Origin of the sequence: Desulfovibrio legallii, from assembly GCF_900102485.1 — a bacterium.
GTDB classification, from domain to species: Bacteria; Desulfobacterota; Desulfovibrionia; order Desulfovibrionales; family Desulfovibrionaceae; genus Desulfovibrio; species Desulfovibrio legallii_A.
Window position 1 is genome coordinate 42608 of record NZ_FNBX01000011.1, and the last position, 9432, is coordinate 52039.

The window sequence follows — 9432 nt, forward strand, 5'->3', positions numbered from 1 at the left end:
TTAAGCCCCCTTCCTGGCGAAGCGCGCCGCAACGGTTTCCAGGGCGCCTTCCAGCAGCACCAGCTGCTTGTGCCGAAGAATCTCCAGCACGCTGAGGTTGTCCGCCGTGGTCAGCGTCAGGCCCGGAATGTTGCGGGCCGAGCGGCACAGGGTTTCATCCGCGCCGGGCGCGACGATAAGGGCCTTGGTAAGGCCCAGAGCGGCGGCCACTTTGGCGAAATGCTTGGTCTTGGCTTCGGGCAGGGCGATCTCTTTGACCACCAGCAGGCTGTCCTCGGCAAGACGGCTCGAAAGGGCCATCTTGAGGGCCAAGGTCCGCACCTTGCTGTTGACCTTGAAGCTGTAGTCGCGCGGGCTGGGGCCGAAGATGACGGCGCCGCCCCGCCACACGGGGGAGCGGTTGGAGCCCGCCCGGGCGCGGCCGGTGCCCTTCTGCTTCCAGGGCTTGACGCCGCCGCCGGAAACCAGGGCGCGGGTTTTGACCATGTGGGTGCCGGCGCGCTTGGCGGCCATCTGGGCACGCACCACAAGGTGGAGGATTTCCGGACGGACCTCCACTTCAAACACGTCGGAAGCCAGCGTCACTTCACCGCTTTCCTGTTTGTTTTGATCGTAAACTTTCACGGTAGCCATCGCTGCTTCCCCTACTGCTTGCGGATCAGCACCAGCCCGTTTTTGGGGCCGGGCACAGAGCCTTTGACCAGGATGACGTTATCCTCAGGACGCACGTCAACGATGGTCAGGCCCAGTTCCGTCACGGTTTCATTGCCCCAATGGCCGGCCATTTTCCGGCCCTTGAAGACGTGGCCGGGAAAAGTGTTGTTGCCTACGGAGCCGTTGTTGCGGTGCACCTTTTCGCAGCCGTGGGTGTCCTTGGAGCCGGCGAAGTTCCAGCGGCGCATGCGGCCCTGGTAGCCTTTGCCCACGCTGGTGCCGGTCACCTTAACCTTGTCGCCGGCGGCGAACATGGCCACGGTGAATTCCTGCCCCAGCTCCTGCTCCGGCGCGCCTTCCAGACGGATCTCGCGCAGGTGGCGGAAAAGCCCCTTGCCCGCTTTGGCCAGATGGCCGCGCAGGGGCTTAGTGGTGTGCTTTTCCTTGGCGGCGGTCAGCGCAATCTGTACGGCGTTGTAGCCGTCCGTCGCCAGGGTTTTGACCTGCGTGACGGGGCACGGCCCGGCCTCGATCACCGTGACGGGCACGGCGGCGCCGGCGCCGTCAAAGATGCGGGTCATACCGAGTTTACGACCCAAAATTCCCATTTTCTCAGCCATGACTGCCTCTCGCTAGAGCTTGATTTCCACGTCCACACCGGCGGGCAAAGAAAGCTTGCCCAGCGCGTCGACGGTCTGCTGCGTGGGTTCCAGAATGTCCATGAGCCGCTTGTGGATGCGCATCTCAAACTGCTCGCGCGACTTTTTGTCCACGTGCACGGAGCGCTGGACGGTGTACTTGTGAATGTTGGTGGGCAGGGGGATGGGTCCCGCCACACCGGCACCGGTATTGCGCGCCGTATCCACGATTTCCGCAACGGCCTTGTCCAGGATGCGGTAATCGTAGGCTTTGAGCTTGATCCGAATGCGATCGCTGCTAACTGTCGTCATTGTGCCTACTCCGTTTGCAAAAACATCCCACGCGGCCCCAGGGCGGCAACGCGGGCTCCTTCACAGCATACACGGGCCATGAAGCGTGGCCCAGAAGGCCGGCCTCACCCTCAAGGGACGATAACGGAGCAACGTAAGGGGCTGCGCTGTTGCGCGCATCACGCCTGAACGATCAGGAAATTCGGAAGATGTGGACGCCCGGACGCGCCCTTGTGCATCATCCGCGTGATGCTCCCCGGCGTCGCCCAGGCCAGGCCACCGCAGAAAAGCAGTGGCGCGGCGGTCCCGCAGGGTCACCAAATGGGGTTCTCCCCCAACCTTACAGCCCCGGGTCACGCGCCGCCTTGCGAGGCTGCGGTGGGGTCCGTCCTTGGGCTGGAACGGCTCGACATTGTTCGGCATTTGGCAACGCCTGCACATGTCAAAACCCGTGACGCGCGGCACGCCGCCGCCAAGGGCACATCAGGACGGGCTCAACCCGCCCTTCCCTGCCGTCCAGGGAATGCCGCCACAGCTTGCAGCGGCAACGACTGGATTAGCCCAGTACTCCCCCGGCGTCAAGTTTTTTCCCCATTTTCCTGCCAACCTTTTTATTTCCGTTGCCTGCCGCCCCGTTGCGTCTCGTACTTTGCTTCACAATACAAGGGGTTATTGACACAGACCCTCGATGCTGTATATCCTAATTAAATTAATACAAATTGGCATTTGCTCACCCTACCCAACCGCCGCCCCCGGCCGGGAGGACTCTTATGGCATTTGATCAGGCCCAGCGCGCCCGCCAAAACAGCTACCAGGATACTGTTATCCATTTTATAAATAAGGATAAAGGGCACATCCTGACCGTAAGCGACGACCAGGCCTTCTGTACCCAGCTGCGCCTTACCCTGGCCCGGGAGCTGGGCCTTGCCGACGCCGGCTGTCTCACCCTGCTCACCGGCCCCAGCCAGCTGGTCCGCCGCCTGCGCGAGCTGGAATCCGCCTATCCCGTCATCCTGCTGTTTCTGGAGCGCGCTTTGGCGGGCCAGGACCAGAGCCTTCTGGTCAAGCACCTGCACCAGACCTTCCCTGGGCTCAAGATCATCATCCTCACCACCGAGGTTCCGCGCGAGCGGCTGCTGCTACTGCACGAGCTGGGGGCGGACAACGTTATTGCCAAGCCGGTGTCGGCCAACACCCTGATTGAAAAAATGGCCTTTACCATCAGGCCCCAAAGCCGCATCGGCAAGGCCATAGACCTGGCCCGCGCCCTGCTGGAGCAAAAAAAGTACGCCGAAACCCTGGACGCCTGCGCCAAAATCCTGGCGCTCAAGCCCGGCAGCGCCGCCGCCTACCTGCTCATGGGCGACGCCTACCGCGAAACGGGCGCCTATGACAAAGCCCGCACAGCTTACGAAACCGCGGCCAGCGGCGCGGATCTCTACCTGGCCCCCCTGCAGCGCCTGGCTGAGCTTTACGAAGCCACCGGCGACAAGGCCCGCCTCAAGGAGTGCCTGGAACGCCTGGACGCCCTCTCCCCCCTCAACGTGGACCGCAAGGTCAGCCTGGGCTCCGTCAACCTGGAGCTCGGCAATACGGAAAAGGCCGAGGAATATTTTGACAAAGCCGTGGTCCAGATGCAGCACGACGCCCTGGACGGCCTGAGCGCCCTTTCCGGCCGCATTGCCGACATCTATACGGACCGCGACCCCGGCAAAGCCGAAAAATACCTGCGCAACAGCCTTGAAATAAAAGAAAAATATCTTTCGCGCAACGACATTGCCCTCTTCAACCGCCTGGGCCTCAGCCTGCGCCGCCAGGGCCGCTGGCAGGACGCCGTAACCGAATACCGCCGCGCCCTCAAGCTGGCCCCGGACGACGCCAACCTGTACTACAATCTGGGCATGGCCCTGGCCGAAGGCCGCGACTTTCCCCAGGCCAAGGCCCATATGCTCAAAGCCCTGGAGCTCAACCCCCAGCTGCCCCGCACCGGAGCCACCATCGCCTTCAACTGCGGGGCCGTCTTCCTTCAGACCGGGGACCGCGCCCGCGCCGCGGGCTTTTTTCGCCAGGCGCTGGAGCAGGAGCCGGACTTCAAAGCCGCCCAGGAGGGCCTTGCCCGCTCCGGCGGGTAGCCGCTTCTCCCAGCCGCTGCGCACAGCCGCCAGATGCCTGCGGCCGCCGCAAAACAGCCCCGGCAACGACAGGCAGGGCGCTTGCTGCCGCGCCTGCGCCGTTGTCAGCGCATCGCGCAGGTCAGATGCCCTCGCCGCGCGGATGAAGGGCTTTGGCGATGCAGGCGGCGGCGTAGTTCAGATCCGCTTCCGTATGCGCGGCCATGACGGTGAGCCGCAGCCGGGCCGCGCCCCGGGCCACAGTGGGGTAACGGATGCAGGGGATGAAGACGCCCATGCGCAGCAACGCCGCGCCGGCGCGACGGGCCTTTTCTTCGTCGCCCACCAGGATAGGAAAGATCGGCGTATCCGCGGCAGCGGGCAGGCCCAGATCCCTGAGGTTGCGCGCCATGCAGGCCGTGTTTTCCCGCAGGCGGCGCACCAGCTCAGGGTGCGCCATGATCTGCGCCAGACCCGCGTGCGCGGCCGCCACCGTGGCGGGGGAAAGCGCAGTGGTAAAGATAAAGGGCCGGGCCGTGTTGCGCAGCAGGTCGCACAGCTCCCGCGAGCCGCAGATCGCGCCGCCTTCGCTGGGCACGGCCTTGCTCAGCGTGGTCATGACGATGGGCACGTCCTCATGGCTGAGGCCGAAATGCTCCAGGCTGCCCCGTCCCGTGGCCCCCAAAACGCCGGTGGCGTGCGCGTCGTCCACCATAAGGGGCAGGCCGTAGCGGCGGCTGATGCGCGCCAGCTCCGGCAGGCGGGCCACATCGCCGTCCATGCTGAACACGGAATCGGTGACGATGAGTCCCTCCCGCGGCCGCTCCCGCCTGATCTTCGCTTCCAGATCCGCGGGGTCGTTGTGGGCGTAGACCACGGTGTGCGCCCGCGCCAAGCGGCAGCCGTCAACAATGCTGGCGTGGTTGAGCGCATCGCTGAAGATGTGGCTTCCCGCGCCGCACAGGGCGCTGATGGCGCCCGCATTGGCCGTATAACCGCTGTTGCACAGCAGGGCGGCCTCGCTGCCCTTAAAGCGGGCCAGCAGCTTTTCCAGCCGGACATGGGGCCGCAGGTTGCCCGAAACGAGCCGCGAACCCCCCGCGCCCACGCCATAGGCCTTCACGGCCCGCACGGCCGCGCGGAGGATTTCCGGCCGGTTGTTGAGGCCAAGATAGCTGTTGGAACAGAACAGCAGCACGCGGCGGCCGTCCATAACCACCTCGCGCCCCTGGACGGATTCCATCAGGTACGGCGTCCTGTACAGGTGAGCGGCCTTGACGGCGGCCAGCCGGGCGGCGAAATCCATACCCCTCCTCAGCGCAGCTCCACCATGACGGGCTGCCGCTCAAGGTAATCTATGCAGCGGGGCACGTCGTCCGCACCGCCCCGAAAAAGAAACACCCGCCCGCCCTGTTCGCTCCCGCGTTCCTTGATATGGGGGATGCGCACATAGCCCCGCCCGCGCGCGGCAAAATACCCGATGGTGTAGTCCGGATCGTCGGATATGCACAATTCACCAATAATCCAGGGGCAGTGCGCCACCTTGGTGGCCAGGCACAGGGCTTCCTGCATATGGCGTTTGCCCCCGCCGTCGTTGCCGACGTAGTCCATGCAGGTGGCGCGCACGCCGCGCGCTTGATCCGGCTCCAGCCGCTGCAGGCTGTCCGCATGCAGCAGCACGGCCCCGCGCATGGGCCGGACGTTATAGAGCAGGGGCAGGACGCGCTCCGGGTCCAGGCCCAGCCGCCGCAGTTCCGCGGCCAGCACGGCCCGCGCCGCAGCTGCGTCGCGCACCGCCGGCTCCAGCACCGGCAGCGGCGGCAGGTGAAGAATAGGCAGGGTTATGGCCCGCACAGTCAGGGTAAGGGTGTCGGGTTCGCCGTTGGGATGTTCCAGGGCCCGCCGGGCCAGGGCCTCCAGGGCCGCCGCCGCCTGCGCGCGCTCCACAATGCGCTCCGCCCCTGAAACATGCCGCGAGCCTTTTTCGGCCCGCATTTTAATGCTGAATGCCATGGATGCGTAAACCTTTGGGCAACCGGCGGCGCAACGGGCTGTCGCGCGGCTGCGGCTGCAAACCGGATGCCCCCGGCGCAGTTTCACGGCAGAGCCGCACCCTGCTTTTCACTGCGTTGCGGGAGGGAAGATAATTATGATAGCGCCAACGCCGCCGGCTGACAATGCGCCGCAATGGCCGCCACGCCGGGGCAGCGGCTGCGCCGTCGGCTTCAGCGCGCAGTTTCCCGCCCCGGCCCGGCCGCCGGGGCTTTTATTCCTGCCGGGCATCTGCTACACAAGGGCCACGCGCCGCGCTGCACGCGGCCGGCCAAGGAGGCCTGTATGAAAGTCGTCATCCTATGCGGCGGCAAGGGCACGCGCCTGCGCGAGGAAACCTCGGTCAAGCCCAAGCCCATGGTGGAAATCGGCGGACGCCCCGTGCTCTGGCACATCATGTCCATCTACGCCCGTTTCGGCTTCAAGGATTTTATCCTCCCCCTGGGCTACAAGGGGGAGGTCATCAAACAATATTTTCACGACTACAACATGCGCAACACGGACTTTACCGTGGATCTTAAAAGCGGTGCGCTTACGGTCTATCCCAACCATGTGGAGGACTGGCGGGTGACGCTCTGCGATACCGGGCAGGAAACCCTCAAGGGCGGCCGCCTCAAACGGGTAGCCAAATACATTGATACGGACCGCTTCATGGTCACTTACGGCGACGGCGTGGCGGATATCAACCTGGACCAGCTCATCGCCTTCCACCAGCAGTCTGGCTGCATGGGCACTTTTACGGGCGTGCGCATGCCCTCGCGCTTCGGCTCCGTGCGCACGGACGCCGCGGGCAAGATTCTTTCCTGGGAAGAAAAGCCCCTGCTCAACGAGTACATCAACTGCGGCTTCTTTGTCTTTAAGCGGGAGTTTCTGGACTACCTGAGCGAAGACGAAAGCTGCGACCTGGAAAAAGAACCCCTCCAGCGCCTGGCCGCCGAGGGGCAGCTTTCCATGTATCCCCATCCCGGACAGTGGCAGTGCATGGATACCCTGCGGGATTCGCTTTTCCTCAACGAGCTGTGGGATTCGGGCCGCGCCTTCTGGGCCTGACGCGCAAGGAGCGGAAAACATGTTTGCAGACGCATACAAAGGACGCCGGGTGCTGGTCACCGGGCACACGGGCTTCAAAGGTTCCTGGCTGGCGGCCTGGCTCACCCGCCTGGGCGCGGCGGTGGCGGGCTTTGCCGACGGCGTGCCCACCAGCCCCTCGCACTACGAGGCCATGGGCCTCGGCGCGCACCTGGCGGCCGACCTGCGCGGCGACATCCGCGACCGCGAGGCCATGGTCCGCGCGGTGCGCCAGTTCCGGCCCGAAGTGGTCTTCCACCTGGCGGCCCAGGCCCTGGTGCGCAAATCGTATGAAGACCCGGCAGCCACCTTCGAGGCCAACGCCCTGGGCACCCTGAATATGCTGGAGGCCGTGCGCGCCTGCCCCGACGTGCGCGCTGTGGTCATGATCACCTCCGACAAATGCTACCGCAACGACGAATGGGTCTGGGGCTACCGCGAAACCGACCACCTGGGCGGCAGCGACCCCTATTCCGCCTCCAAGGGCTGCGCCGAAATCATCGCCCATTCCTATTTTGCCAGCTTCTTCAAAGATGGCCCGGCCTGCGCCACCGTGCGCGCGGGCAACGTCATCGGCGGCGGGGACTGGGCCCAGGACCGCATCGTGCCGGACTGCGCCCGCGCCTGGGCCGCCGGCAAGCCCGTGCGCATCCGCAGCCCCTGGGCCACCAGGCCCTGGCAGCTGGTGCTTGAGCCGCTCTCCGGCTACCTCTGGCTGGGCGCGCGCCTGCTTACGGGGCAGAACACGCCCTTTGACCTGCGCGGCCAGGCCTACAACTTCGGCCCGGCAGCGGACGTCAACAACACGGTGGCCGAGGTGGCGGCCGCCCTGGGCCGGCACTGGCCGGGCTTCCAGTGCGAGATGGACGCCGCCGGCCAGGCGGGCATGAAGGAATGCACCCTGCTCAAGCTCTGCTGCGACAAGGCCCTGGCCCATCTGGGCTGGAAGGCCACCCTGAACTTTGAGGAAACCATCCGCTATACAGCGGAATGGTACCACAGCTTCTATCAGGGCGCAGGCGGCAAAAAGCCCCAGCATATGCTGGATTTCACCCTGGGGCAGATCGCGGCCTACGTCAACGCCGCCGAACAGCGCGGCCAGGTCTGGGTGCGCTGAGATGGACATGCACGACGCCGCTCCGGAAAGCCTGGCCCGCGACGCGGGCATTGCCGACGCCCTGCTCCAGCCCCTGGGCGTCATCCCCACCCCGGGCGGCCCGGTGCTGCACATGCTGCGGCCGGGCTGCGCCCTCTGGCCCGAGGGCGGCCGCGTGGGCGAGGTCTACTTTTCTGAGGTTCTGCCCGGCCGCGTCAAAGCCTGGAAGCGCCACACCCGCCAGACCCAACGCTTTGCCGTGCCCGCCGGGCTGCTTCGCATTGTGCTCTACGACGACCGGCCCGGCTCCCCCAGCGAGGGGGCCTTGTTGGAGATGCTCCTGGGGCGGCCGGAAAACTACCGGCTCCTGTGCATCCCCGTGGGCGTCTGGTACGGCTTTACCGCCATGGGCGCGGCCCCGGCCCTGATCTGCAACTGCCCGGACCTGCCCCACGACCCGACCGAAGGCGAACGCCTGCCGCAGGATACGGACCGCATCCCCTACCGCTGGTCAGAGGAGGCCGCGTCATGACCTGCCGCGCCCTGCTGCGCGCCGCCTGGCAGCCCCGCCCGGCGGACGCGCCGCCGCTGCCCCCGCGCGCAAAGTTCCGCGCCTGGCGGCAGGCCTGCCGCCCGCCTTTTTTCATTACCGCGGCCATTCCCGTCCTCCTGGCCCTGGCCTTTGCCTTTCAGACGCAAGGCGCGGTAAGCCCCCGCCAGTGGGGCATATGGGGCCTTTTGCTGCTGGGCTGCTTCATGGGCCTGACCATCGCCAACTTCGCCAACGACCTGTTTGACCACATTCTGGGCGTGGACGGCGGGGACAATATCGGCGGCTCGCGCGTCATCCAGAGCGGGCTCATCAGCCCGCGTCAGCTCAGCGTGGCCTTGCTGCTGCTCACCCCCGCCACCCTGGCCGTGGGCGGCCTGCTCATCTGCGGCGCGCCCGCCCCGCTGCGGCCGGGGCTGTGGGCCGCAAGCCTGTTTGCCGTGGCCTCGGCCGTCTTTTATGTGGCCCCGCCCATCCGCTACGGCCACCGCGCCCTGGGCGAGCTTTTTGTCTGCTGCAACATGGGCTTCATCATTGTGGGCGCCAGCAGCGTTCTGCTGCTGGGGCGCTTCGATCCCCGCAGCCTGGCCCTGGCCCTGCCCGTGGGCCTTATGGTGGCGGGCGTGCTCTACTACCAGAGCCTGCCTGAAATCGACACGGACGCGGCCGCGGGCAAGCGCACCCTGGCCAACTGCCTGGGCAAGCCCCGCGCCGCCTTTTTGTTCACCCTCTGGTGGCCCACGGTCTGGGTTCTGCTGGGCAACCTCTGGGCCGTGGGCCTGGCGGGCTGGCCCGTGGCCCTGGCCCTGCTCACCCTGCCCCTGTACCTCCGGGCCCGCGCCCACATCGCCGCCGCCGGTCAGGGCGATTGGCTGCCCCTGGACAACCACGGCGCGCTGGTGCGCCTGTGCTACCTGGGCAGCGGCCTCGCCCTGATCATCGGCGTGGCCGCCGCCTGAAAACCCGCTCCGG

10 protein-coding genes are annotated in these 9432 nt (G+C 66.1%); 5 read left to right on the plus strand and 5 right to left on the minus strand.

From position 1 onward, the window contains the following. The 3 genes from rplD to rpsJ are packed head-to-tail and all read right to left on the minus strand — an operon-like array spanning position 1 to position 1604. Positions 1–633: a 50S ribosomal protein L4 gene (gene rplD, locus BLS55_RS07880; protein WP_092154076.1), complete on the minus strand. Its 633-nt coding sequence runs from the start codon at positions 631–633 to the stop codon at positions 1–3. Positions 634–644: 11 nt separating this feature from the next. After that, positions 645–1274, minus strand: coding sequence for a 50S ribosomal protein L3 (gene rplC, locus BLS55_RS07885; RefSeq protein WP_092154078.1), 630 nt, complete (start codon positions 1272–1274; stop codon positions 645–647). 12 nt (positions 1275–1286) lie between these two features. Beyond that, complete coding sequence (gene rpsJ, locus BLS55_RS07890; protein ID WP_022658146.1) at positions 1287–1604, minus strand: 30S ribosomal protein S10; 318 nt, start codon at positions 1602–1604, stop codon at positions 1287–1289. Positions 1605–2353: 749 nt separating this feature from the next. Here rpsJ and BLS55_RS07895 point away from each other — a divergent pair. After that, positions 2354–3715: a tetratricopeptide repeat protein gene (locus BLS55_RS07895; RefSeq protein WP_092154080.1), complete on the plus strand. Its 1362-nt coding sequence runs from the start codon at positions 2354–2356 to the stop codon at positions 3713–3715. A gap of 121 nt (positions 3716–3836) precedes the next feature. Here the strand turns inward: BLS55_RS07895 and bioF are convergent, their stop codons facing one another. Both bioF and BLS55_RS12200 read right to left on the minus strand, forming a co-directional pair. Continuing rightward, the gene (bioF, locus tag BLS55_RS12195; RefSeq protein WP_092154082.1) at positions 3837–5000 is read right to left on the minus strand and encodes an 8-amino-7-oxononanoate synthase; all 1164 of its coding nucleotides are present in this window, start codon (positions 4998–5000) and stop codon (positions 3837–3839) included. Between the two features lie 8 nt (positions 5001–5008). Continuing rightward, positions 5009–5707, minus strand: coding sequence for a 6-carboxyhexanoate--CoA ligase (locus BLS55_RS12200; RefSeq protein WP_092154084.1), 699 nt, complete (start codon positions 5705–5707; stop codon positions 5009–5011). Between the two features lie 324 nt (positions 5708–6031). Between BLS55_RS12200 and rfbF the strand changes: the two genes are divergently transcribed. The 4 genes from rfbF to BLS55_RS07925 are packed head-to-tail and all read left to right on the plus strand — an operon-like array spanning position 6032 to position 9419. Then, the gene (gene rfbF, locus BLS55_RS07910) at positions 6032–6796 is read left to right on the plus strand and encodes a glucose-1-phosphate cytidylyltransferase (protein WP_092154086.1); all 765 of its coding nucleotides are present in this window, start codon (positions 6032–6034) and stop codon (positions 6794–6796) included. Between the two features lie 19 nt (positions 6797–6815). Then, complete coding sequence (gene rfbG, locus BLS55_RS07915) at positions 6816–7931, plus strand: CDP-glucose 4,6-dehydratase (protein WP_092154088.1); 1116 nt, start codon at positions 6816–6818, stop codon at positions 7929–7931. Positions 7932–7938: 7 nt separating this feature from the next. After that, complete coding sequence (locus tag BLS55_RS07920; RefSeq protein ID WP_092154150.1) at positions 7939–8442, plus strand: dTDP-4-dehydrorhamnose 3,5-epimerase; 504 nt, start codon at positions 7939–7941, stop codon at positions 8440–8442. Beyond that, positions 8439–9419 (plus strand): prenyltransferase, encoded by a 981-nt coding sequence (locus tag BLS55_RS07925; protein WP_092154090.1) that lies wholly within the window; start codon positions 8439–8441, stop codon positions 9417–9419. Before BLS55_RS07920 ends, BLS55_RS07925 begins: the two co-directional genes overlap by 4 nt. The last annotated feature ends 13 nt before the right edge of the window (positions 9420–9432 follow it).